This window comes from Pseudomonas iranensis (genome assembly GCF_014268585.2).
Classification (GTDB): Bacteria; Pseudomonadota; Gammaproteobacteria; order Pseudomonadales; family Pseudomonadaceae; genus Aquipseudomonas; species Aquipseudomonas iranensis.
The window spans coordinates 3,577,039-3,598,673 of record NZ_CP077092.1 but is presented as its reverse complement, the minus strand read 5'-3'; the positions used below and the strand labels follow the sequence as shown (position 1 = coordinate 3,598,673).

Genomic DNA, 21,635 nt, shown 5'->3' with positions numbered 1-21,635 from the left:
TATTCTGAGGACATTGAGATGACCAATCATCACAAGGATCAACCGTTCGCTGAAGACCCACAGAAAATCAAGGAAGCCGGCAAGAAAGGCGAGAGTCCAGTCAACGTGAAAGTTGATCGGGCCGAGAAGGCACGCGTCGGCGGGCAGCACAGCCATGGAGGCGGCCGTACCGGCAAGGGCGACTGAGTCGGTCGGAAAAGTACCAATCGGCGTCCTCTCTGCGCCGATGCAGAGAGGACTGCTACGCGGAGGCCTATCTGAACCGTGGCAACGGCCGGTCGATCGGTTTGAGCGTCGAGAGCGTATCGCGAATCAGCGGCGCATCCTTTTCAATGTCGTGCAGCCGGTCGCGAATGCGCAAAGCTGTCGGATGCCCGCCCTGATGATCGACCCAGTCGGCAATCTCTTTGCAGGCGGCTGCGAGGCGCGCCTGGCGGGCGTCGAGCAGGGTGAGGAGGGTGGTGATGGACTCTTTTTCGGACATGAAACACCTCCGTTCGCTGAAACGGCTGAGTTGCAACAAAAAGTCCGCGTGGCGCGAACCTTCAGATCAACTATAGAAGACCTGTGTGATCGTGCAAAAAATACCCAGTTCAACTCGTCGGCAAACCTTTGTAGGAGCGAGCGTTACGCTGGAGATCAAGACGCCTCGCTTACCTCACACATCCGCTCGAGAAACATCGCCAAGGCTACTTCCTCGGCGCGCAGGCCTTTGCGCACGCGCGGACGGGGCAGTTCGGCGAGGGCGCCGAGCATGAAATGTTCGACCACTGCGGGGTGGATGTAGCACTTGCGGCACACCGCCGGCGTGTTGCCCAGCTGTTTGGCGACGTTCTTCACCGCTTCTACCACATGGCGCTTGGCTTCGGTTTCCGACTCATGCTGCAACTCGCGCAGCACCGACAACGCCAGGGCGCTGCCCGCCCAGGTGCGATAGTCCTTGGCGGTGAACGCCGCGCCGGTGAGCTTTTGCAGATAGGCATTGACGTCGGAGGAGGTGACGTTGTGCCGTTCGCCATTTTCATCAAGATACTGAAACAGGTTTTGCCCGGGAATTTCCAGGCAGCGCTTGATGATTCGCGCCAGGCGACGGTCCTTGACGGTGATCTGGTGCTCGATGCCGCTCTTGCCACGGAACTGGAACAGGATCGCGCTGCCGTTGACCTCGACATGCCGGCTGCGCAACGTGGTCAAACCGTAAGAGCGATTGTCCCGTGCGTATTGGGTATTGCCGACGCGGATCAGCGTGGCGTCGAGCAAGGTAATCACCGTGGCCATGACCTTGTCGCGGCTGAAGCCCGGCTCATCGAGCAGCGCCTCGAGCTTGCGCCGCAGTTTGGGCAGGGCCATGCCGAAGTCGCGCAGGCGCGAGTATTTGTCGGCGTCGCGCACTTCGCGCCAGCGTGCGTGATAACGGTACTGTTTACGCCCGCGCGCATCGCGGCCGGTGGCCTGCAAATGGCCGCACGGGTCGGCGCAGATCCATACATCGGTGTAGGCCGGTGGTACCGCGAGGGCATTGATGCGTTTGATTTCGTCCGGGTCGGTGATGCGCTGGCCCGATGGTTCGAAATAGACGAACTTGCCGCGCAGTTTTTTCCGGGTGATACCAGGCTGAGTGTCATCGACGTAATGCAGATCGGCGGGCAGAGCATCTGTCAGCACGGTATCGGGCATGGCGGTTTCCTTCGGTCATACGGCAGTCTGTAACTGATTGACCGCAGGCGCTGGCCGTCGTGCCGAATGATTTACGCGAGCACCGCCACCGCCTTGATCTGCGCCCACAGCCGCTGGCCCGGATGCACGCTCAGTTGATCACGCGAGAAGCGGGTGATCCGCGCCAGCAGCGGCGTGCCGCCGGCATCGAGGCGGATCAGCACATGGGCACTGTTGTCAGCGGCCTGTTCGCTGATGACGGTAACGGGCAGACGATTGAGAATGCTGCTGGCTGCATCATTGTTCAGCGCCAGGCTGATGTCGCGCGCGTGCACTTTGCAGCGCAGAGCCTGGCCCACGGCCATCGGCGCATGGGTGACGCGAATGTTCATTGCAGTGGCCGGCAGTTGCAGGCTGAGCAATTGATAGGTGGCGTCGTAGGCGCTGACCTGGCCTTCGATGATCACCCCGGCGTCATCGCCCAGCGCCAAAGGCAGATCCAGGCGCGCAAGGGTTTCACCGATTGGGCCGCTGGCGAGGGCTTTGCCATCACGGAGCAATACCAAATGATCGGCCAGACGTGCGACTTCATCCTGCGCATGGCTGACGTACAACAGCGGAATATCCAGTTCGTCGTACAGGCGTTGCAGGTATGGGAGGATTTCGCTCTTGCGCCGGCTGTCGAGAGCCGCCAGTGGTTCGTCCATCAGCAACAGTTTCGGGCTGGTCAGCAGGGCGCGGGCGATGCCGACGCGCTGTCGTTCGCCGCCGGACAGATGCTGTGGATGACGCTCGAGCAAATGGCTGATGCCGAGCAGTTCTGTGGCCTGGTTCATATCGACCCGGCGTTGCGACTTGGCGATGCGTTTGAGACCAAACTCCAGATTGGCCAGCACCGACAGATGCGCGAACAGGCTGGCTTCCTGAAACACATAGCCAAGCGCACGTTTATGCGGCGGGACGAAAATGCCCTTGGCACTGTCCTGCCAGACCTCATCGTTGATCTGCACAAAACCGTGCTCGGCGCGCTCCAGCCCGGCGATGCAGCGCAGGCAAGTGGTTTTGCCCGAGCCGGAATCACCAAACAGCGCGGTGACGCCGCGGCCCGGCACTTGCAGATCGACATCCAGATCGAACCCCGGATAAGTGCGTTTCAGGCGTACATCAATCATCGATCAGCTCCAGCCTGCGCGGGTCTTGCGGCTGGAGTACAGCGCCAGCAACACCAGAAACGAAAACACCAGCATCGCCGCGGACAGCCAGTGTGCCTGGGCATATTCCAGCGCTTCGACATGGTCGTAAATCTGCACCGAGACCACGCGGGTCTTGTCGGGAATGTTGCCGCCGATCATCAGCACCACGCCGAATTCACCCACGGTGTGGGCAAAGCCGAGAATCGCTGCGGTGATGAAGCCGGGGCGCGCCAGCGGCAGGATCACGCTGAAGAACGTGTCCCAGGGATTGGCGCGCAAGGTCGCCGCGACTTCGAGCGGGCGGGTGCCAATTGCCGAGAACGCGTTTTGCAGCGGTTGCACCACGAACGGCATGGAGTAGATCACCGAACCGATGACCAGCCCGGTGAAACTGAACGTCAACGTGCCCAGCCCCAGCCATTGAGTGAACTGACCGAGAAAACCGTGCGGCCCCAGCGCCAGCAGCAGATAGAAACCGATCACCGTCGGCGGCAGCACCAGCGGCAGCGCAACGATGGCGCCGATCGGCCCGCGCAACCACGACGAGGTGCGCGATAGCCACAGCGCGATCGGCGTGCCGATCACCAGCAGGATCGCAGTGGTCAGTGACGCCAGTTTCAGGGTCAGCCAGATCGCGGCGAAGTCGGCACTGGTCAGCGACATTTACAGTTCATATCCGAAGGATTTGATCACCGCAGCGGCTTTCGGCCCCTTGAGGTAATCGATCAAGGCCTTGGCAGCGGCGCTGTCCCGGCCCTTGTTCAAGATCACCGCGTCCTGTTTGATCGGATCATGCAGGGTGGCCGGGACAATCCACGCTGAACCGCTGCTGACTTTGCCGTCCTTGTAGATTTGCGACAGGGCGACGAAGCCCAGTTCGGCGTTGCCGGTGGAGACAAACTGGTAGGCCTGCGTGATGTTCTGGCCTTCGACGATTTTGCTTTTCGTGGCTTCGCTCAACTGGAGTTTTTCCAGCACCTGGGTGGCGGCGAGACCGTATGGCGCAGCTTTTGGATTGGCGATCGCAAGGTGTTGGTATTGGTTGGTTTTCAGCACGTCACCCTGTGCATCGACATAACCTTCTTTTGCCGACCACAGCGCCAGGGTGCCGATGGCGTAGGTGAAGCGCGAACCTTTGACGGTTTCGCCTTCCTGCTCAAGCTTTGCCGGGGTCACGTCGTCAGCAGCGAGGAACACTTGGAAGGGCGCACCGTTTTTGATCTGGGTGTAGAACTGGCCGGTGGCGCCGTAAGCGGCGACCAGTTTGTGGCCGGTGTCTTTTTCGAAGTCGGCAGCGATGGCCTGGATTGGCGCGGTGAAATTGGCGGCGACCGCCACTTGCACTTCGTCGGCCTGCGCGGCGCCCATGCTGAACATTGCGAGGAGTGAAGCGAAGCAGGCAGGGGCGAGGCGTGTGGCAGCAAGTGTCATGTAAAGGCTCCGTGATCGGCGGTAAATGCTTTGCTTTGGATAACGCCGATACACGGGCGCAATCGCTGTATACGGAAATATATAGCGATACGCCGCCTAGTGGCGAGGGAATAAATCCGCTCGCCGCATAAATTCAGTGGCGGTTGAGTTTGGCCAATGCTCCCTCGGCCAGTTGCCGGGTCAGCTCAGCGCTGCCGATATCCTTGCCCAGCGTCAACGCCTGACCGGCCCAGAGGTTGGCAAAGTCCGCATCATCCTTGGCCCGCAGCGGCATCAGCGCACCGCCAGCCAACGGGAAGGCCGGCGCCTGCGCTGACATCGGGCCGAGTTCACGCATGACCCGATTGAGAATGCCCCGTGCCGGGCGTCCGGTAAAAATGTTGGTGATGGCGGTCTGGCTTTCCTTGGCGGTGCGCAGGGCCTTGTGATGTGAGGCGCTGACTTTGGCTTCCGGCGTGAAAAGGTACGCCGTACCAACTTGCACCGCCGAGGCGCCGAGCATCAACGCCGCTGCAACACCCCGCGCATCGCTGATCGCACCGGCTGCAATCACCGGCACTTTCACCGCGTCGACCACCTGTGGCACCAGAGCGAAGGTGCCGACCTGGGTGCTCAGATCATCACTGAGAAACATCCCGCGATGCCCACCGGCCTCATAACCCATGGCGATGATTGCATCGCAGCCGTGTTGCTCCAGCCAGATCGCTTCTTCGACCGTAGTCGCAGACGAAATGATTTTCGCCCCGGTTGCCTTGACTCGATCAAGCAGGGTTTTTTCCGGTAGCCCGAAATGGAAACTCACCACCTCGGGTCGGAGCTCTTCGAGCACTGTACACGCTGCTTCGTCGAACGGTGCGCGATTGGACACCGGCGTCGGCGCGTCGAAATCGGCACCCAATTCACGGTAGTAAGGTTCGAGCAGGTTTTTCCAGTCACGGGCTTGCTGTTCATCAGGCGCCGGTGGCTGATGGCAGAAGAAATTGACGTTGAACGGCTTGGTGGTGTGCTGGCGAATCGTTTTCAGTTCTTCGCGCAGTTGCTCGCTGCTCAGCATCGCTGCGGGCATTGAACCGAGGCCGCCGGCATTGCACACGGCAATCACCATCGAAGAGTTGGTCGCCCCGGCCATCGGGCCCTGGATGATCGGCAGCTCGATACCGAGAAGATCAAGGATGCGGGTGTCTGGCCACTGGCTCATATAGCAATTCTCCGAACGATGAAACGGGCAGGGACGGCACGCGGTTTTTAACAGCAAAACCGGCTGCGGGGCCAGTCTGAAATTCTGAACATCACGTGCAGTTTTTCAGCGTCGGTGCGGGTGGCTTGGCGAAAGTCGAGTGTGGCAATGTGTTGCGATGTGCTATTTCAAGGCATGCTTGTTTCAAATCATTTTCGAGAGGCCGTCATGTTCAACGCCATCCTGATCGACAAAGACGACAGCGGTTATCGCGCCAAGTTGCAGCAAATCGATGAACAGCATCTGCCCGAAGGCAACGTCAGCGTGAACGTCGCGTACAGCACGCTGAATTTCAAAGACGGCCTGGCGATCACCGGCAGCAGCCCGGTGGTGCGCAAGTTCCCCATGGTTCCGGGGATCGATCTGGCGGGGACTGTCGAGTCCAGTTCGCATGCCGATTTCAAGGCGGGCGATCGGGTGCTGCTCAACGGTTGGGGTGTCGGTGAAAGCCACTGGGGCGGACTGGCGCAAAAGGCCCGGCTCAACGGTGACTGGCTGATCCCACTGTCCGAAGCTTTCACCCCGGCGCAAGCCATGGCCATCGGCACCGCCGGCTACACGGCGATGCTGTGCATTCTGGCGCTGGAGCGCCATGGCGTGACGCCGGTTCACGGTGAAGTGTTGGTCACTGGCGCCAACGGCGGGGTCGGCAGCTTTGCCATCGCCTTGCTCAGCAAATTGGGATACCGCGTGGTGGCATCCACCGGCCGCGTGTCCGAGCATGAATACCTGGAGCAATTGGGCGCTGCCGAAATCATTGATCGCGCCACCTTGTCCGAACCGGGCAAGCCATTGGCAAAGGAACGTTGGGCGGCGGTGGTCGATTCGGTCGGAAGCCACACGTTGGCCAACGCTTGCGCGAGCACGCGTTCGGAAGGCGTGGTTGCGGCATGCGGGTTGGCGCAAGGCATGGACTTTCCGGCCTCGGTAGCGCCGTTCATTCTGCGCGGCGTGACGCTGGCTGGAATCAACAGCGTGACCCAGCCCAAAGCACGCCGTATCGAGGCCTGGGACCGACTGGCCAGGGATCTGGATTTCTCTTTATTGCAACTGATCAGTCAGGAAATCAGTTTGAGCGAAGCCCTTGAGGCTGCGCCCAAACTGCTTGCCGGGCAACTGCGGGGCAGGGTGGTGATCGACGTCAATCGTTGAGTTCGCGCTCAAGCAGTTGGCGTTTGCGCTCGACGCCCCAGCGGTAGCCGGAAAGGTTGCCATCGCTGCGCACCACGCGGTGGCAGGGAATCGCCACCGCCAAGCGGTTGGCCCCGCAAGCCTGGGCCACCGCACGCATCGAAGTCGGCGCGCCAATGCGTTGCGCGATCTCGGCGTAACTGGCGGTGCTGCCTGCGGGAATCTCGCGCAGCGCCTGCCAGACGCGCTCCTGAAACGCGGTGCCGCGTATATCCAGCGGCAAGTTCAGGCCCGTCGCGGGCGCTTCGACAAAGCCGACGACGCTGGCGATCAACTGTTCAAATTCGCTGTCGGCGCCGATCAGGTTGGCGTTGCGAAACTGATCCTGCAGGTTGCAGACCAACTGATGCGGATCGTCGCCGAGCAGAATCGCGCAAATCCCACGTTCGCTTTGCGCCACCAGAATTGCCCCAAGCGAGCATTGGCCAACGGCAAAGCGAATGTCGTTGTTCTGTCCGGCAGCGCGATAGTCGGTGGGCTTCATGCCCAGCAGTTGATCGGCTGATTCGTAGAAACGGCTGTTGGAATTGAATCCGGCGTCGTACAGCGCGTCGGTCACCGAGCCGCCGCCGGCCAGGCGCGCACGCAGCTTGCGCGAACGATGCGCCATGGCGTAAGCCTTGGGCGTCAGGCCTGTTGCAGCTTTGAATACTCGATGAAAATGAAAAGGGCTAAGGCCGGCGCTGGCGGCAAGGCTGTCGAGCGCGGGCAATGTCTCGCACGCTTCGATCTGCTGGCAGGCCGCTGCGATGATCGCCGCGCGCTGCGCGTCATTCTGGTCCTTGCTGGCGCGTTTGCTTGCCCGGTATCCCGCTGCTTCGGCCATTTCGGCGGTGTCGAAAAACTCGACATTCTGCGGTTTGGGCAGGCGCGCAAGGCTGCTCGGTCGGCAATAAACGCCGGTGGTTTTTACTGCGTAGACAAACTGCCCGTCCGCACGCGGATCGCGCGCAACCACGGCGGCCCAGCGTGGATCGTCTTCAGTTCTGATCGTCTTCGAAAGCGTGTCCATGAGAGGGAATCCGTTGACCTGTTTGAGTCAGGTTAACCAGCATCGTAACCCGCGACACTCCGCGCCTTGCGGTCAAACTTTTACTGATCGCCAGCAACGCGGAAGGTGATGTTGATGCGCCGTTCGCCCAAGAGCGGGTGATGGCCGGGTTTGATTGGCAGCACGCCGTGATAGCGCAGGCGGTCCACGCCGCCCCAGACCACCATGTCGCCATGCAGCAGCGGGATGCGCTGGGTTTTATCGCTGCGTTCGAAACCGCCGAACAGAAACATTGCCGGCAACCCCAGCGACAACGAAACGATGGGCGCGGCATAACCCTTTTCGTCCTTGTCCTGATGCAGCGACATCTTGGCGCCGGGGACGTATTGGTTTATCAGGCAGGAGTCGGCCTGAAAACCCGGAAAGCCGGCGCGTTCCGCCGCCTCGTGGGCCAAATCGGCAAACACCGCCGGCATCGATGGCCACGGCAAGCCGCTGAGTGGATCGACGCTGGAATAGCGGTAACCGCTGCGATCAGTGATCCAGCCCAACTGCCCGCAACTGCTGGTGCCAACCGACATGCTGAAACCGCCGGGCGTGACCATGTGGCGTAGCGGGGCGGCGACAAGAATGGCTTGGAGCTCGGTCAGCAGTTGCTCGACCTGTGGCAAGGCGAATCCGCGCAGCACCCACGATTGTTCGCCGATCTGCTCGGCGCGGGCTTGCTGTACGGGTTCGTTGTCGGCGAACAGGTCAAACGTGGTCGGTTGCATGATTCGGTTACAGCGCTTTGCTGACCTTGATGTCACTGAGTTCTTCGTCAGCGTGCATTTTCTTCAGCGCCGCTTTCGCTTCCTCGTCAGTGCCGGTTTCCAGTTCAGCGAATTCGAAACGCTGTTCACCGTCCAGTTTGTACTTGATCACGTATTTGGTTTTTTGCGCCACGGTCATGTTTCCCTTTCAGAATAGGCTGTGCGTCTCAGCTCAGTTTAGTGCTGGAGCGACGGATGATCTTGATCGAATGGGTCAGCGTCGGCTTGCGCGTCACGCTGATTGCGCGGCGGTTGACGGTGTCGATGGTGATGTTCCAGAAGCCGGTGCTCGGTGCAGTGATGCGCGCCGGGAAAGTGTCGAACGCGCCGCCGTGGTAGGTGTGACGGCCGCCGTTTTTGAAGCTGCGGAAGTTGGCGTCGTTCATCAAACGGATGTTGCACATCTGCGAGCACTGAATGACGACGATGTCGTCTTCGTTGAGGTGCTCGCGCTGGTGAATGAATTTCATGGGCGCCTCCAGAAGGGCTTTTTCTACTAAATCAAAACGATAGCTTGTCGATGGGCGCAGTTTATCAGCCCGCACGGGTTATTATCTGGCCGTCGGGCGTTGCTTTGACAAATTTTGAACAGAACTTCGCCACGGCGGGCGGGTTAAATGCACAAGGCCCCGGAGAAAAGCGGCATTTGTGCTGTCGGACGGTCTTTGACGGAGGATTGATATGAAGTGGGGTGTGGTGTGTGTGCCGTTGATTCTGGCGATGGCCGGTTGTGCAAATGTTTCGGAAATCAATGAAACGCTGCCAACCATGAGCGTGATTTCCGGCAAAAAGCCCCAGGAGTATGCGCAGTGTCTGACCGACAAGCTCGCTGACAGTCGTGGTGCGTTGCAAGTCCAGCCGCAGAAGGACGGTGTACGAGTCATCGTTCCCGGCAAACTTTCGTCAGGCCCGGCAGCCGTGTTTGATATCGAAGATCGCGCCGGCGGCAGCAGCATCAAGCTGCATGAGCGCATGTCCAACGTGCCGGTTCGCCCTCATGATGTGCAGAAAGCCGCGAACGCCTGTATTTCCGGCTGATAGACTAGCGAACATCAGCACCCGATGCCGTCACAGTCCTGCTGTGGCGGCATTGTCATTTATGGAGTCGCGATGAAGCGAGAGCACGTGCGGGAGCGCCATGCAGAGGGCCTTATCTCTGCCACCCATGTCATCCAGAACCCGGCGAATCCCGGTGAATGGATCGTGTTTTTCAAGAAGAGTGCAGGACGCAGCTACTTTTTGGTGGATGACAATGATGAAGTCGAGTCCTTCAATCGTCTCGACGATCTGATCGAGGTCGTCCGTGGCCTCGGGATCAAGTTCGCCGAAATCCACATGTAAGGCTTATTTGCAGACGACCACGACGTTGCGGGTCTTGTAGTTGCCAACGTCAACGCCCAGGGTTTTGTCATCTTCCTTGGGCGCCGGTGTGCCATCAGTGCCGACGATCCGATAACCGGTGCCGGCGCAGGAGGCATCGGCCTTTTCGTAGCACATCGCCCAGGAATTGGCTTCGCCGGAGCAATCGATGCTCAGACCCTGTTCGCCATTATTCAGATAGGTCGGCTGCGAGGTGGCACAGCCGCTGAGTACAAGTACCGCGAAGAGCGGCTGCAGTTTGTTCAGGTTCATGGTTGCGTGATCTTCAAGTGGGGGACTGGTTGCTCTGACAGCGCCGCGATGAAAAGGTTATAGCGATTGGCCACTTGTTTGCCAACAAGGCAAAAAAAAGCCCTGCGTTCTGGCAGGGCTTGGCGCAAGTGCTGGCAGGATCAGTCCTGATCTTTGCCGCGGCGCTTGGAAGAAGCAGGTGTATCGGTGAACACCGAGGCTACATCCGTCGCCATCTGCTCGCTGTCGAAAGGCCCGGCGATATGTTCGCCATTAGTGGTTGTCAGCGTCCACTTGCCGTCTTTCTTGTCGATCACATACCCGTTGATGATTTTTACCGCAGCCATCTGGTCATTCTCGTTCGGTGGTTCAAAGGCGCCATGATAGCGGCAAATGCTCGCATTGGGGGCTGATAAGCGTATGGTGATCCTGTTTGCCCGGATCTTGAGCTACGCTGACTCCGCCGCTGAAATACCCGGATGGAACTATCCGCGCGAATATTTCTCTATGTTGGCATCGGTTAGCCAGCGCGGGGCATTGTAAGGCGCACGCCGCCTGATTAGACTGCCTCGAAACTCGTACACACAGCCTTTTCAAGGACTTATATGATCAAGAAATGCTTGTTTCCAGCAGCCGGTTACGGCACTCGCTTCCTCCCAGCGACCAAAGCCATGCCTAAAGAAATGCTGCCGGTGGTAAACAAGCCACTGATCCAGTACGGCGTTGAAGAAGCACTGGACGCGGGCCTGACTGAGATTTCCATCGTCACCGGCCGTGGCAAGCGTGCTCTGGAAGACCACTTCGACATCAGTTACGAGCTGGAAAACCAGATCAAGGGCACCGACAAGGAAAAGTACCTGGTCGGTATCCGCAAGCTGTTGGACGAGTGCTCGTTCTCCTACACCCGTCAGACCGAAATGAAAGGTCTGGGTCACGCGATCCTGACTGGCCGCCCGCTGATCGGTGACGAACCGTTCGCCGTGGTTCTGGCGGACGACCTGTGCGTCAACATCGACGGCGACGGCGTGCTGACCCAGATGGTCAAGCTGTACAAGCAGTTCCGCTGCTCGATCGTCGCTATCCAGGAAGTCGATCCGCAGGAAACCAACAAGTACGGCGTAATCGCTGGCGAAATGATCCGCGATGACATCTACCGCGTACACAGCATGGTCGAGAAGCCTAAGCCGGAAGACGCGCCGTCGAACCTGGCGATCATCGGTCGCTACATCCTGACCCCGGACATCTTCGACCTGATCGAACAGACCGAGCCAGGCAAGGGCGGCGAAATCCAGATCACCGACGCCCTGATGAAGCAGGCCCAGAACGGCTGCGTGATGGCCTACAAGTTCAAGGGCAAGCGTTTCGACTGCGGTGGCGCTGAAGGCTACATCGACGCGACCAACTTCTGCTTCGAAAACTTCTACAAGACTGGCAAAGCTTACTGATAGCGTTTGCCTCGTCTGCAAAAGAAAGCCACCTCCGGGTGGCTTTTTCATTTTCCGCCCTTATATGGATGGCAGTGCTTGCCCAATGGATGACTGCGGGTATGCTGATGGCCTGCCGAGGAGATAGAAATGGCCTACGATTTTGACCTTTATGTGATTGGTGCCGGTTCCGGCGGTGTGCGGGCTGCGCGGTTTGCCGCCGGCTTCGGGGCGAAAGTGGCGGTGGCCGAGAGCCGTTACCTGGGTGGCACCTGTGTCAACGTCGGTTGCGTGCCGAAAAAGCTGCTGGTCTACGGCGCGCACTTTGCCGAGGACTTCGAGCAGGCGTCCGGTTTCGGCTGGAACCTGGGCGAGGCCAACTTCGACTGGGCCACGCTGATCGCCAACAAGGATCGCGAGATCAATCGCCTCAACGGCATTTATCGCAATCTGCTGGTCAACAGCGGCGTGACCCTGCACGAGGCGCACGCGAAAATCGTCGGGCCGCACGAGGTCGAAGTCAATGGCGAGCGCTACACGGCAAAGCACATTTTGATCGCCACCGGCGGCTGGCCGCAGATTCCTGAAATCCCGGGGCACGAGCATGCAATCGGTTCGAACGAGGCGTTCTTCCTCAAAGAGTTGCCCAAACGTGTGCTGGTGGTTGGCGGCGGTTATATCGCGGTCGAGTTCGCCGGGATTTTCCATGGCCTTGGTGCCAACACCACGCTGCTGTATCGCGGCGATCTGTTCCTGCGTGGTTTCGACGGGGCGGTGCGCAAGCACCTGCAAGAAGAATTGACCAAGCGCGGTCTCGACCTGCAATTCAATGCCGACATCGCACGCATCGACAAACAGGCTGACGGCAGCTTGAAGGCGACGCTCAAGGATGGTCGTGTACTCGAAGCCGATTGCGTGTTCTACGCCACCGGTCGGCGTCCGATGCTCGACAATCTCGGCCTGGAAAACACCGATGTTCAGCTCGACGACAAGGGCTTCATCAAAGTCGACGACGAGTATCAAACCACCGAGCCGTCGATTCTGGCGCTGGGCGACGTCATTGGTCGCGTGCAGCTGACACCGGTCGCGCTAGCCGAAGGCATGGCTGTGGCGCGGCGTCTGTTCAAGCCGGAGCAATACCGCCCGGTGGACTACAAGATGATCCCGACCGCCGTGTTCAGTCTGCCGAACATCGGCACAGTCGGTTTGAGCGAAGAAGAAGCGCGCGAATGTGGCCACGAAGTGGTGATCTTCGAAAGCCGCTTCCGGCCGATGAAGCTGACCCTGACTGACTGTCAGGAGAAAACCCTGATGAAGCTGGTGGTCGACGCCAAGACCGACAAGGTGCTTGGCTGCCACATGGTCGGCCCGGACGCTGGCGAGATTGTGCAAGGTCTGGCGATCGCCTTGAAAGCCGGCGCGACCAAGCGCGACTTCGACGACACCATCGGGGTGCACCCGACGGCCGCCGAAGAGTTCGTCACCATGCGTACGCCGGTCAGCGCTTAAGCGTCTTTCGCTTTGGTCGAGTCTGGCGCTGCCGCAACGGCAGCCGCCAGACGCTGACTCTCCTCAAGGCTTGCCTGAGCCTTGAGCAATTCCTTTTCCAATGACTGATTGAGCTGCGTCTGTTCGTCAACGCTCTGCTTGAGCGCCTGGCTTTCCAGCGTCGCGACGCGCAGGCGTTCCTGGAGGAGGGTGCGCTCGCTGTCCATGCGCGTCGCTTGCTCGAGCAATTGATCCTGCCGTTGATTGCTCTGCTTGATCTGATCCTGCACCAGATTCAGCTCGCGCTGGGTGCCACGGTTTTCGGTGAGCAAGCGTTCGTTGTCGCGGTGCAGCTGCGTGATCTCATCCTGACGCACCAACGCGCTCTGCTGGGCTTGACGCAGTTCGGCCTGGATCTGCTGAAGCTGCCCTTCATGGCGGGCCTGTTCCTGCTCGCGCTGTTCCTTGGTGGCGTTACGGTAATGCTCCAGCGCATCGCGGGCGTGCAGGTGTTTTTCTTCCAGCGAGCGGATCTGTTCGTCCTTGTCCTGCAAGCGCAATTCAAAATCGGCCAATGCCTGGTTGAGACCGGCATTGCGCGTCTGTTCGGTTTGCAGCATCGAGCGGGTGTTGCTCAGCGCCTCGGATTCGCGTTGCAGCGCGGCGCCCTGAATGTCGTGGTCGTGTTCGAGTTTTTCCAGCGCCTGGCGAACCTGTTTCAGCTCGGTTTCCAGTGCTTCCCGTTGCTCTTCGAACTGTTCGCGGGCTTGCTCGATGGGCTCCTGCGCCTGTTCTTTCAGACGCTGGGCGAGGCGAGAGACGAGGGCGGTCAGCTCATCATCGATCGGTTCTGCTGACGCTTCTGCTGGTTGTGCGCCGTCATCCAGTTCTTTCAGATAGCGATGGATCGTGGTTTTCGAGCCGGTGTTGCCCATTTCAATGCGTACTGCATCGATGCTTGGGTGTTCGCCGCGAGCCAGGATCGCTGTGCGCGCAATTTGCACCAGTGCTTTGGTAATGCCGCCACGGGCCATGTGAACTCCTACGGTTACGTACTGTGGTACATGCCACTAAAGTACGCAGTGTACCATGCTGAAAATATAGGTAAATATTTGAATTAAAACACGCGGGATATACTGGTATTACCCAATGTCAGGCGGCAAAATGCGCCTCTGCATGTCTGAACCCGTACGCCAGCGAGAAAACTGCACATGAGTGACATCGATCGATATCTGCAAGCCGCCACCCGGGACAGCACCCGCCGCAGCTATCGCATGGCCATTGAGCATTTCGAAGTGACGTGGGGCGGATTTCTGCCGGCTACTGCCGACAGCGTTGCGCGCTATCTGGTGGAGCACGCCGGGGTTCTGTCGATCAATACGCTGAAGTTGCGTCTGTCCGCGCTGGCGCAGTGGCATAACAGTCAGGGCTTTGCCGATCCGACCAAGGCGCCAGTAGTGCGCAAGGTGTTCAAGGGCATTCGCGCCTTGCACCCGGCGCAGGAAAAACAGGCTGAGCCGTTGCAACTGCAGGATTTGCAACGAGTGATCGATTGCTTGGAGCAGGAGGCGCAAACCGCCCGCCAGGATCAGGACCGCCCGACCTTGCTCAAGGCTCATCGGGATCGCGCGCTGATTCTGCTGGGCTTCTGGCGGGGCTTTCGCAGCGACGAATTGTGCCGTTTGCAAATCGAGCATGTGCAGGCGAGTGCTGGCAAGGGCATCACTTTGTATCTGCCGCGCAGCAAGGGCGACCGGGAAAACCTCGGGCAGACCTACCAGGCCCCGGCGCTGCTCAAGCTGTGCCCAGTGCAGGCCTATATCGATTGGATTACAGAGGCTGCGCTGGTACGCGGCGCGGTGTTCCGCAGCATTGATCGCTGGGGCAATCTGAGCGAGGAGGGCCTGCACGCCAACAGCATCATTCCGCTGCTGCGCCAGGCGTTGCAGCGCGCCGGGATTGCCGCCGCCAACTACACCAGCCATTCACTGCGGCGTGGCTTTGCCACCTGGGCGCATCAAAGCGGCTGGGATCTTAAATCGTTGATGAGTTACGTCGGCTGGAAGGACATGAAATCCGCCATGCGCTATGTTGAGGTCAGCCCATTCCAGGGAATGGCTCGGATTATGGATAAGCCGGAGCAACCGTAGAGATCGTTTTCTTCTATTAATACAGTCAGCTAATAGCGAAAACAAATCAGCAGTATCAGGTTTGCCAATGAGCCTTCCGTCGAGTGAGTGGGTAGGATTCACCCATCAACTTCATAACCCCTGACGGAGAGTCATCGATGCCTATCATCAACAGCCAAGTAAAACCGTTCAAAGCTACCGCGTTCAAAAACGGCGACTTCGTTCAAGTCTCGGATGCTGACTTGAAAGGCAAGTGGTCTGTAGTGTTCTTCTACCCAGCCGACTTCACCTTCGTTTGCCCAACCGAGCTGGAAGACCTGGCCGACAACTACGCTGAGTTCAAGAAGCTGGGCGTGGAAATCTACAGCGTTTCGACCGACACCCACTTTGCTCACGCTGCCTGGCACAACACTTCGCCAGCCATCGGCAAAATCGAATACACCATGATCGGCGACCCGACCCACGTCATCTCGCGCAACTTCGACGTACTGATCGAAGAAGCTGGTCTGGCTGACCGTGGCACCTTCGTGATCAACCCTGAAGGCCAGATCAAAATCGTTGAACTGAACGATGGCGGAGTTGGCCGTGACGCTTCCGAGCTGCTGCGCAAGATCAAGGCTGCTCAGTACGTCGCTGCACACCCAGGCGAAGTTTGCCCGGCCAAGTGGAAAGAAGGCGAGGCCACTCTGGCTCCATCGCTGGACCTGGTCGGCAAGATCTAAGTCTGTGACATGCAACGCAGGGCGGCACGCCGCACCTTCTTAAGTTAGCTGCACCGCCCAATAAAAATGCCCGGGCGAGATTCGCTCGGGCTTTTTTTCGCCTCAAATAAAGGAAATCGCCCGTATGTTGGACGCCAATCTTAAAGCCCAGTTGAAATCGTACCTGGAACGGGTCACCCAACCGATCGAGATCGTTGCATCCCTCGACGACGGTGCGAAATCCCGTGAAATGCTGGACCTGCTGAAAGACGTTGCCAGTCTTTCGAGCCTAATTACCCTGATCGACAGCGGTGACGATGCCCGCAAGCCATCGTTCTCGATCAATCGCCCTGGAGCCGACATCAGCCTGCGTTTCGCCGGCATTCCAATGGGCCACGAATTCACCTCGCTGGTGTTGGCGCTGCTGCAAGTCGGTGGCCACCCATCGAAAGCCAGCGTTGAAGTCATCGAGCAGATTCGCTCGCTCAAAGGCGAGTTCAGCTTCGAGACTTACTTCTCGCTGTCTTGCCAGAATTGCCCGGACGTCGTCCAGGCGCTGAACCTGATGGCCGTGCTCAACCCGAACATCCGCCACGTCGCCATCGACGGCGCGCTGTTCCAGGACGAAGTCAACGATCGCAAGATCATGGCCGTGCCGAGCATCTACCTCAACGGTGAAAACTTCGGCCAGGGCCGCATGGGCCTGGAAGAAATCCTCGCCAAACTCGACACCGGCGCGATTGAGCGTCAGGCCGAGAAAATCAGCGCCAAGGAAGCCTTTGACGTGCTGGTCGTCGGCGGTGGCCCAGCGGGTGCTTCGGCCGCTATCTACGCCGCACGTAAAGGCATCCGCACCGGTGTCGCGGCTGAGCGTTTCGGCGGCCAGGTGCTCGATACCATGGCCATCGAGAACTTCATTTCCGTGCAGGAAACCGAAGGACCGAAACTGGCCACGGCGCTGGAAGAACACGTCAAGCAGTACGACGTCGACATCATGAACCTGCAACGCGCCGACAAGCTGATCCCAGGCAAGAACGGCGAGCTGCATGAAGTCCACTTCGCCAGTGGCGCGACTCTGAAAGCCAAAAGCGTAATCCTGGCGACCGGCGCGCGCTGGCGCGAAATGAACGTCCCGGGCGAGCAGGAATACCGCAACAAAGGCGTGGCTTACTGCCCGCACTGCGACGGCCCGCTGTTCAAAGGCAAGCGCGTAGCGGTGATCGGCGGCGGTAACTCCGGCGTTGAAGCAGCCATCGATCTGGCCGGTATCGTGTCGCACGTAACGTTGCTGGAATTCGACGTACAACTGCGCGCCGATGCTGTGTTGCAGCGCAAGCTGCACAGCCTGCCGAACGTTACCGTGATCACCAGTGCGCAAACCACTGAAGTCACCGGCAATGGCGAGAAGGTCAACGGTCTGCGCTACAAGGACCGCACCTCGGATGAACTGCGCACGGTTGAGCTGGAAGGCATCTTCGTGCAGATCGGTCTGCTGCCGAACACCGATTGGCTGAAGGGCACCATCGAGCTGTCGCCGCGTGGCGAGATCATTGTCGATAATCGTGGCGAGACTTCGATTCCGGGGATCTTTGCAGCGGGCGACGTGACGACTGTGCCGTACAAGCAGATCGTGATCGCAGTGGGCGAGGGCGCCAAGGCTTCGCTGAGTGCGTTCGATCACTTGATCCGGACTTCGGCCCCGGCGTAACTGCCAGGTCGAAAACGAAAAAACCCATGAGCGATCATGGGTTTTTTTATTGCGCGTAGAAAGCCACCCCTCACCCCAGCCCTCTCCCGAGGGAGAGGGAGCCGACCGAGGTGTCTGAAGTCATCCATCGACCTGAGAGAGCCGGTCGATTATGGATTCACCGCCAATCGTTCAAGTCGGCGTAATTCTCCAACATCCCGCAATCAGTCCCCTCTCCCTCTGGGAGAGGGCTAGGGTGAGGGGCTTTCAGCTTTTACAGCGGCGCAGGCTGAATGATTTCAACCCAGTAACCATCCGGATCCTTGATAAATGCCAGGCTCTTCATCCGGCCATCGGTCAGACGCTTCTGGAAATCGCAACCCAGCTCTTCAAACCGTGCACACGCAGCGACGATATCCGGCACTGAGATGCAGATGTGGCCGAAACCGCGGGGGTCGGTGTTGCCGTTGTGATAAGAGAAGTCGGCATCGTTTTCGGTGCCGTGGTTGTGGGTCAGTTCGAGAATGCCCGGGATCGATTTCATCCATTCGGTACGCGCAGCGTCGTCGGCCGGGATCTGTGATTTATCGACCAGCGCGAGGAAGTACAGGCTGAACTCGGCTTCCGGGAAATCACGCTTCTCGACCAGCGAGAAACCCAGTACGCGGGTGTAGAAATCCAGCGACTTGGTGATGTCCTTCACGCGCAGCATGGTGTGGTTGAACACGAAATTGCGGGTTGCGCTGTCTGGCGCGGCAGTCACGCCGGGGAAAGTGTTCAGTTCGTTGAGGCTCATGGGCCCTCCAATAACAAATGGGCGAGTGAATGGGCGCAATGATACGCATGCCGGCCGGCATCGCCAAATGCAAGGCGGGCTTGCCCTGCGCGAAGGCGGGGCTCAGACTTTGCTTTCTATCCATGAGTGCGTCCGGCAATGATCCGACTGTTGAAATCCGTGTTTGTTTTTTTTGCTTTGTCGTCAGCTGTGGTTTTCCCCGCGATGGCCGAACCAGGTATCACTTGGCCGACGGGCTGGGAGGTTGAAGCATTGCCGGACACCGCGCCGCCAGTCTCGCGGCAGCGGGCGGTGAAGCTCGATGCTGATGGCAATCAGGTGATGGTGATGGAGTTGACGATGACGCAAGTGGAGGCGGGGCATCAGGTCAATTTGCAAGGCGTGCTGCTGGAGATGCGCAAATCGATCCAGAAAGATTTCTTCCGCAGTGGTTATCAGAGCGTCTGCAACAGAATTCATCCGGCTGCGCTCGGCTCATTGTCCGGGCTGGAGACGACCTGCACGGTCACCGAGAACGGTCGACACGTATTATCACAAACGTTGGTGGCAGCTGTGGAAACAGACAAGGCTTACGTACTTTCATATGCCGGTCAGGCCGACGTTTATAAGGCGAGCGCCGACGATATAGAAGCGGCGCGCAACAGCCTGAAATTATAAACGTTCGTACTAACTCGCAGCAGTTCGCTTACCGGAAAGGATTAAGCACATAGTTTGATCAAGCGCTTGAGGTAACATCGCGCAGCAAAATGTTTAGCCTGATGATTCAGAAGCGTTACACAAATTTCCAACTTGTTCGATGAAAATCATTTCATTTGTTAGATATTGTCAATAAAAAAGCCCTGCATCAGGCAGGGCTTTTTGTTGGCGTCAGATTAACCGCGCAACCATGAATCCACGGTGGCTGCACCGTACTGCTCTTTCCAGGCTTTCAGACCGCGATGGTTGCCGCCCTTGGTTTCGATCAGCTCGCCAGTGTGCGGGTTCTGATAAACCTTGACCACGCGGGCGCGGCGGGTCTTGGGCGCTGCGGACTGCTGGAGACCGGACTTTGCCGGGTTTGGATCAAGGATGGCGATGATGTCTTTCAGGCCTTTGCCGTAGGTTTTCATCAGTCCCTGGAGCTTTTCTTCGAATTCGATTTCTTTCTTCAGCCCGGCATCGTTCTTCAGCGATTCCAGCTGTTTGAGCTGTTCCTGAAGGGCCTTTTCAGCTGCGCGAAATTCAGCGAGTCTGGACAATATCTTTACTCCAATAGTGTGTTTGGCTGATACCAACCGCAAACAAAGCTATAAGCCAAGAGCCTGGAAGCGACTCGGTGATAATTGGCTCACCTGCCAGTCTGGCTCAGGTTGAAAAAATTGTAGTAGTTAATGCGACAAGAGTAAATCCTGATGTTGTCGTCATGTAACAACAATGACTTTTTGTATCAATTTGGTGCGGTTGTTCGGAGGGCAGAGTCGGCGATTTAATGATGAGTTAATGCTTCGAGGAAATCAGCGCCAGGCATCGGTCTACCGTACAAATAGCCTTGCAAAAAGTTAACGTTATGCTCGGTCAGGTAATCAGCCTGGGCCTGAGTTTCGACACCTTCGGCAACAATGCCCAAGTCCAGTTTGGCCGACAGTTCAATGATGGAGTCGAGAATATGCCTCGATAACGCGTCTACGCCGATCATGGCCACGAAGCTCTGATCGATCTTTAGAAAGTCGACGTTGAAGGTGCGCAGATAACCAAGGCTCGAGTGTCCGGTACCAAAATCGTCGATCGCGATTTTTACTCCAAGTGCATGCAATTGCTCAAACAGCTGAAGCGTGATGTCGTTCGGCTCGATCAGTTCGCGCTCCGTCAATTCCAGCACCAGTTCGACGCTGCCGGGCGCAAACGCCGCCAGGAGGTCACGACAATCTTCGACTAGCTCCAGATCCTGGCAATGGCTGGCGCTGATGTTGATGCCGATATGGAAAGGCTTGGCGAAGTTCACAGAGTGCGGTCCCAGCAGGGCCGCAGTCTGTTGCATCAGCGTGCGGGTCATCGGCACGATCAGACCTGAGTGCTCGGCAAATGGAATGAATAGGTCCGGGCGTACCAGCCCCTCTTTCGGGTGATTCCAGCGCATCAGCACTTCAGCGCCCGACCACTGCTTGCTGTCACCGTGAACCACGGGCTGGAAGTAAGGAATGAATTCCCCGGCCTCGAGTGCGCGCATCATTTCGTGGCTGGGCGAGGTCGATCGCTTCTGAACGAAGTGGCCAATGGCACCGGAGATTGCACCGAAGAAAATCAACAGGCTGAACAGCGGAGGATATTCAGCCGCCATGTAACGCCGGACTTCGCCCTGGGGGAAACCCGCCGATACTTTGAAGCCGTAACGCTCGGATTCCAGCAGGCTGTGCGCGACCGGCGGGGCAGGCAGTGATCCCTGATGAACTTTGCCGTCGGCGGACAGCCAGTTATCGCCCACTTGCAACGTCAGTAATGTCTGGCGGCCGATCAGGCGCAGGATGTTGCTCAAGTGATAGCCATCCAGTGTGGTCAGTGCGCCACCGCGACCGTCGCTGAGACGGTAGATCAACAAGGCCGTATTGGGCGTCACCGGATTGCCGTTCATCAACCACAGTTTGCCTTGATGATAGTCCCCGGCATTGACGGCTTCCTGGAACGCCCCGAAGAGTGAGCTGCAGTAGAGATTGTTGTCCCAGACCAGATTGGTCGAGCGCACGAAGGGGCGGCGGGTCACGTGTTCGCGCAGGGCCAGTTTCACCTCTTCGCAATTTTTCCCGGCAAGCGGCAGCAGGACCCGAGCGGCTTCTGCCGTGTTATCGAGCATCAGATCGAACTGTCGCAGCGCTTGTTCGGCCGTCTCCCCGGCACTTTGCTGCAGTGTGCGTTCTGCCTGCATATAAAGAATCCCACTGCCCAGCACGATTGGCAGCAGACCGCTGAGCACAGTCACGACGATGCGGGTCCTGCGTTTGCGGCGGGTTCGACGGGTCAGCGGCATGGACACATCCTGTGGTCTAGAAATCCGACCCGATAAACAATTGAGCCAGAGGGGAGAATAGATCGCAGATGGCTCTTGCGCCGTACGAAAAAAAGCGGATTTTATACAGAGGGCAGACAGGCCCCGTTACGCTGTGTAGAATCGATTTACGCATACAATAATAATCGTCTTCTGGCAGCAGAAGCCTCGCCCGCAAGAGCCTTGGGTCGACAATGAAGATATTCGGGTTCCAACTGATCTACGGAGACTTCCTCGCGCGCAGCGTGCGTGGCATCTCCTGTGCGCCT

The 21,635-nt window shown here is 58.5% G+C and carries 26 protein-coding genes; 10 read left to right on the top strand and 16 right to left on the bottom strand.

Annotated elements, in window-relative coordinates; genetic code table 11:
• Positions 1-18 precede the first annotated feature (18 nt).
• The gene (locus tag HU724_RS16015; protein ID WP_110645428.1) at positions 19-186 is read left to right on the top strand and encodes a con-10 family general stress protein; all 168 of its coding nucleotides are present in this window, start codon (positions 19-21) and stop codon (positions 184-186) included.
• A 67-nt stretch (positions 187-253) separates the two neighbouring features.
• Here HU724_RS16015 and HU724_RS16010 read toward each other — a convergent pair whose 3' ends face one another.
• The 6 genes from HU724_RS16010 to HU724_RS15985 form a co-directional block, all read right to left on the bottom strand.
• The gene (locus tag HU724_RS16010; protein ID WP_016774936.1) at positions 254-484 is read right to left on the bottom strand and encodes a hypothetical protein; all 231 of its coding nucleotides are present in this window, start codon (positions 482-484) and stop codon (positions 254-256) included.
• 155 nt (positions 485-639) lie between these two features.
• A complete protein-coding gene (locus tag HU724_RS16005; RefSeq protein ID WP_110600373.1) occupies positions 640-1,677 on the bottom strand; it encodes a DNA topoisomerase IB in 1,038 nt (345 codons plus the stop codon).
• A gap of 71 nt (positions 1,678-1,748) precedes the next feature.
• Positions 1,749-2,828, bottom strand: a complete 1,080-nt coding sequence (gene modC / locus HU724_RS16000) for a molybdenum ABC transporter ATP-binding protein (protein ID WP_186569125.1) — start codon at positions 2,826-2,828, stop codon at positions 1,749-1,751.
• Positions 2,829-2,831: 3 nt separating this feature from the next.
• A complete protein-coding gene (modB, locus tag HU724_RS15995; protein WP_122506786.1) occupies positions 2,832-3,512 on the bottom strand; it encodes a molybdate ABC transporter permease subunit in 681 nt (226 codons plus the stop codon).
• Positions 3,513-4,280, bottom strand: coding sequence for a molybdate ABC transporter substrate-binding protein (gene modA, locus HU724_RS15990; protein WP_186569124.1), 768 nt, complete (start codon positions 4,278-4,280; stop codon positions 3,513-3,515).
• 133 nt (positions 4,281-4,413) lie between these two features.
• Complete coding sequence (locus HU724_RS15985; protein ID WP_186569123.1) at positions 4,414-5,478, bottom strand: NAD(P)H-dependent flavin oxidoreductase; 1,065 nt, start codon at positions 5,476-5,478, stop codon at positions 4,414-4,416.
• 207 nt (positions 5,479-5,685) lie between these two features.
• Between HU724_RS15985 and acuI the strand changes: the two genes are divergently transcribed.
• The gene (acuI, locus tag HU724_RS15980; RefSeq protein ID WP_186569122.1) at positions 5,686-6,669 is read left to right on the top strand and encodes an acrylyl-CoA reductase (NADPH); all 984 of its coding nucleotides are present in this window, start codon (positions 5,686-5,688) and stop codon (positions 6,667-6,669) included.
• Here acuI and ada read toward each other — a convergent pair.
• The 4 genes from ada to HU724_RS15960 form a co-directional block, all read right to left on the bottom strand.
• A complete protein-coding gene (ada, locus tag HU724_RS15975) occupies positions 6,659-7,720 on the bottom strand; it encodes a bifunctional DNA-binding transcriptional regulator/O6-methylguanine-DNA methyltransferase Ada (RefSeq protein ID WP_186569121.1) in 1,062 nt (353 codons plus the stop codon). The genes acuI and ada overlap by 11 nt on opposite strands.
• Positions 7,721-7,800: 80 nt before the next feature.
• On the bottom strand, positions 7,801-8,472 hold the full coding sequence (alkB, locus tag HU724_RS15970; protein ID WP_122698162.1) for a DNA oxidative demethylase AlkB: 672 nt from the start codon (positions 8,470-8,472) through the stop codon (positions 7,801-7,803).
• A gap of 7 nt (positions 8,473-8,479) precedes the next feature.
• Entirely contained in the window at positions 8,480-8,650 is a 171-nt protein-coding gene (locus HU724_RS15965) for a hypothetical protein (protein WP_016774926.1), read from the bottom strand.
• A 28-nt stretch (positions 8,651-8,678) separates the two neighbouring features.
• On the bottom strand, positions 8,679-8,981 hold the full coding sequence (locus tag HU724_RS15960) for a DUF1883 domain-containing protein (protein ID WP_007912251.1): 303 nt from the start codon (positions 8,979-8,981) through the stop codon (positions 8,679-8,681).
• A gap of 211 nt (positions 8,982-9,192) precedes the next feature.
• On the opposite strand from HU724_RS15960, the gene HU724_RS15955 reads away from it, so the two are divergent.
• Together HU724_RS15955 and HU724_RS15950 are read left to right on the top strand one after the other, a co-directional pair.
• Entirely contained in the window at positions 9,193-9,549 is a 357-nt protein-coding gene (locus HU724_RS15955; protein ID WP_071172600.1) for a hypothetical protein, read from the top strand.
• 72 nt (positions 9,550-9,621) lie between these two features.
• A complete protein-coding gene (locus tag HU724_RS15950) occupies positions 9,622-9,852 on the top strand; it encodes a hypothetical protein (RefSeq protein ID WP_016774924.1) in 231 nt (76 codons plus the stop codon).
• Between the two features lie 3 nt (positions 9,853-9,855).
• Here the strand turns inward: HU724_RS15950 and HU724_RS15945 are convergent, their stop codons facing one another.
• Together HU724_RS15945 and HU724_RS15940 are read right to left on the bottom strand one after the other, a co-directional pair.
• A complete protein-coding gene (locus HU724_RS15945) occupies positions 9,856-10,143 on the bottom strand; it encodes a hypothetical protein (protein ID WP_016774923.1) in 288 nt (95 codons plus the stop codon).
• 140 nt (positions 10,144-10,283) lie between these two features.
• Entirely contained in the window at positions 10,284-10,469 is a 186-nt protein-coding gene (locus tag HU724_RS15940; protein ID WP_016774922.1) for a hypothetical protein, read from the bottom strand.
• 258 nt (positions 10,470-10,727) lie between these two features.
• On the opposite strand from HU724_RS15940, the gene galU reads away from it, so the two are divergent.
• Both galU and gorA read left to right on the top strand, forming a co-directional pair.
• A complete protein-coding gene (galU, locus tag HU724_RS15935; protein WP_024013124.1) occupies positions 10,728-11,567 on the top strand; it encodes a UTP--glucose-1-phosphate uridylyltransferase GalU in 840 nt (279 codons plus the stop codon).
• A gap of 129 nt (positions 11,568-11,696) precedes the next feature.
• Positions 11,697-13,055: a glutathione-disulfide reductase gene (gene gorA / locus HU724_RS15930; protein WP_186569120.1), complete on the top strand. Its 1,359-nt coding sequence runs from the start codon at positions 11,697-11,699 to the stop codon at positions 13,053-13,055.
• On the opposite strand, the gene HU724_RS15925 is transcribed toward gorA, so the two are convergent.
• Complete coding sequence (locus HU724_RS15925; protein ID WP_186569119.1) at positions 13,052-14,068, bottom strand: DNA-binding protein; 1,017 nt, start codon at positions 14,066-14,068, stop codon at positions 13,052-13,054. The genes gorA and HU724_RS15925 overlap by 4 nt on opposite strands.
• A gap of 177 nt (positions 14,069-14,245) precedes the next feature.
• Here HU724_RS15925 and HU724_RS15920 point away from each other — a divergent pair, with 177 nt between their 5' ends.
• From HU724_RS15920 to ahpF, 3 genes are all read left to right on the top strand, one after another.
• The gene (locus tag HU724_RS15920) at positions 14,246-15,184 is read left to right on the top strand and encodes a site-specific integrase (protein ID WP_186569118.1); all 939 of its coding nucleotides are present in this window, start codon (positions 14,246-14,248) and stop codon (positions 15,182-15,184) included.
• Positions 15,185-15,321: 137 nt separating this feature from the next.
• A complete protein-coding gene (gene ahpC, locus HU724_RS15915) occupies positions 15,322-15,885 on the top strand; it encodes an alkyl hydroperoxide reductase subunit C (RefSeq protein WP_016774916.1) in 564 nt (187 codons plus the stop codon).
• A 124-nt stretch (positions 15,886-16,009) separates the two neighbouring features.
• Positions 16,010-17,572 (top strand): alkyl hydroperoxide reductase subunit F, encoded by a 1,563-nt coding sequence (gene ahpF, locus HU724_RS15910; protein WP_186569117.1) that lies wholly within the window; start codon positions 16,010-16,012, stop codon positions 17,570-17,572.
• 253 nt (positions 17,573-17,825) lie between these two features.
• On the opposite strand, the gene gloA is transcribed toward ahpF, so the two are convergent.
• The gene (gene gloA / locus HU724_RS15905; RefSeq protein WP_186569116.1) at positions 17,826-18,347 is read right to left on the bottom strand and encodes a lactoylglutathione lyase; all 522 of its coding nucleotides are present in this window, start codon (positions 18,345-18,347) and stop codon (positions 17,826-17,828) included.
• Between the two features lie 138 nt (positions 18,348-18,485).
• Between gloA and HU724_RS15900 the strand changes: the two genes are divergently transcribed.
• The gene (locus HU724_RS15900; protein WP_186569115.1) at positions 18,486-19,004 is read left to right on the top strand and encodes a DUF4946 domain-containing protein; all 519 of its coding nucleotides are present in this window, start codon (positions 18,486-18,488) and stop codon (positions 19,002-19,004) included.
• 215 nt (positions 19,005-19,219) lie between these two features.
• On the opposite strand, the gene HU724_RS15895 is transcribed toward HU724_RS15900, so the two are convergent.
• Both HU724_RS15895 and HU724_RS15890 read right to left on the bottom strand, forming a co-directional pair.
• Positions 19,220-19,585: a histone-like nucleoid-structuring protein, MvaT/MvaU family gene (locus tag HU724_RS15895; protein ID WP_016774912.1), complete on the bottom strand. Its 366-nt coding sequence runs from the start codon at positions 19,583-19,585 to the stop codon at positions 19,220-19,222.
• A gap of 227 nt (positions 19,586-19,812) precedes the next feature.
• Positions 19,813-21,348 carry an EAL domain-containing protein gene (locus HU724_RS15890; protein ID WP_186569114.1) on the bottom strand — a complete coding sequence of 512 codons (1,536 nt, stop codon included), beginning with the start codon at positions 21,346-21,348 and terminating at the stop codon, positions 19,813-19,815.
• Positions 21,349-21,635: the final 287 nt, after the last annotated feature.

Bases quoted from the DNA above. Each gene is read 5' to 3' on its own strand.
- HU724_RS16015 (WP_110645428.1), top strand. From the start codon at position 19: ATGACCAATCATCACAAGGATCAACCGTTCGCTGAAGACCCACAGAAA.
- HU724_RS16010 (WP_016774936.1), bottom strand. From the start codon at position 484: ATGTCCGAAAAAGAGTCCATCACCACCCTCCTCACCCTGCTCGACGCC.
- HU724_RS16005 (WP_110600373.1), bottom strand. From the start codon at position 1,677: ATGCCCGATACCGTGCTGACAGATGCTCTGCCCGCCGATCTGCATTAC.
- modC (WP_186569125.1), bottom strand. From the start codon at position 2,828: ATGATTGATGTACGCCTGAAACGCACTTATCCGGGGTTCGATCTGGAT.
- modB (WP_122506786.1), bottom strand. From the start codon at position 3,512: ATGTCGCTGACCAGTGCCGACTTCGCCGCGATCTGGCTGACCCTGAAA.
- modA (WP_186569124.1), bottom strand. From the start codon at position 4,280: ATGACACTTGCTGCCACACGCCTCGCCCCTGCCTGCTTCGCTTCACTC.
- HU724_RS15985 (WP_186569123.1), bottom strand. From the start codon at position 5,478: ATGAGCCAGTGGCCAGACACCCGCATCCTTGATCTTCTCGGTATCGAG.
- acuI (WP_186569122.1), top strand. From the start codon at position 5,686: ATGTTCAACGCCATCCTGATCGACAAAGACGACAGCGGTTATCGCGCC.
- ada (WP_186569121.1), bottom strand. From the start codon at position 7,720: ATGGACACGCTTTCGAAGACGATCAGAACTGAAGACGATCCACGCTGG.
- alkB (WP_122698162.1), bottom strand. From the start codon at position 8,472: ATGCAACCGACCACGTTTGACCTGTTCGCCGACAACGAACCCGTACAG.
- HU724_RS15965 (WP_016774926.1), bottom strand. From the start codon at position 8,650: ATGACCGTGGCGCAAAAAACCAAATACGTGATCAAGTACAAACTGGAC.
- HU724_RS15960 (WP_007912251.1), bottom strand. From the start codon at position 8,981: ATGAAATTCATTCACCAGCGCGAGCACCTCAACGAAGACGACATCGTC.
- HU724_RS15955 (WP_071172600.1), top strand. From the start codon at position 9,193: ATGAAGTGGGGTGTGGTGTGTGTGCCGTTGATTCTGGCGATGGCCGGT.
- HU724_RS15950 (WP_016774924.1), top strand. From the start codon at position 9,622: ATGAAGCGAGAGCACGTGCGGGAGCGCCATGCAGAGGGCCTTATCTCT.
- HU724_RS15945 (WP_016774923.1), bottom strand. From the start codon at position 10,143: ATGAACCTGAACAAACTGCAGCCGCTCTTCGCGGTACTTGTACTCAGC.
- HU724_RS15940 (WP_016774922.1), bottom strand. From the start codon at position 10,469: ATGGCTGCGGTAAAAATCATCAACGGGTATGTGATCGACAAGAAAGAC.
- galU (WP_024013124.1), top strand. From the start codon at position 10,728: ATGATCAAGAAATGCTTGTTTCCAGCAGCCGGTTACGGCACTCGCTTC.
- gorA (WP_186569120.1), top strand. From the start codon at position 11,697: ATGGCCTACGATTTTGACCTTTATGTGATTGGTGCCGGTTCCGGCGGT.
- HU724_RS15925 (WP_186569119.1), bottom strand. From the start codon at position 14,068: ATGGCCCGTGGCGGCATTACCAAAGCACTGGTGCAAATTGCGCGCACA.
- HU724_RS15920 (WP_186569118.1), top strand. From the start codon at position 14,246: ATGAGTGACATCGATCGATATCTGCAAGCCGCCACCCGGGACAGCACC.
- ahpC (WP_016774916.1), top strand. From the start codon at position 15,322: ATGCCTATCATCAACAGCCAAGTAAAACCGTTCAAAGCTACCGCGTTC.
- ahpF (WP_186569117.1), top strand. From the start codon at position 16,010: ATGTTGGACGCCAATCTTAAAGCCCAGTTGAAATCGTACCTGGAACGG.
- gloA (WP_186569116.1), bottom strand. From the start codon at position 18,347: ATGAGCCTCAACGAACTGAACACTTTCCCCGGCGTGACTGCCGCGCCA.
- HU724_RS15900 (WP_186569115.1), top strand. From the start codon at position 18,486: ATGATCCGACTGTTGAAATCCGTGTTTGTTTTTTTTGCTTTGTCGTCA.
- HU724_RS15890 (WP_186569114.1), bottom strand. From the start codon at position 21,348: ATGCCGCTGACCCGTCGAACCCGCCGCAAACGCAGGACCCGCATCGTC.